Genomic DNA, 262 nt, shown 5'->3' with positions numbered 1-262 from the left:
TAAAAAAAAATATTCCCGCTATGAATGGTTGGCGCTATGAAATATTTGGTCAAAAAGCTGAACAAATGCTAAAGGGTAAGATAGGATTTTATTTGAGCAATGGAAAAATAAACACCAAACAGCTTTAATTTATAAAGGAAATTATAATATTTACCCTTTGAGATTTATGCAAAAAAATATTATAAAAAAGGGCTACTCTTTTTTTAGTATAAAATTACTCACAACTAAAAACAGCAAAACTTTGCCCTTCATCTGGAAGGTG

This window comes from Bartonella sp. AA83SXKL (assembly GCF_042196965.1).
GTDB lineage: Bacteria > Pseudomonadota > Alphaproteobacteria > Rhizobiales > Rhizobiaceae > Bartonella.
The sequence above is the reverse complement of the archived record's forward strand: the minus strand, read 5'-3'. Positions refer to the sequence as shown.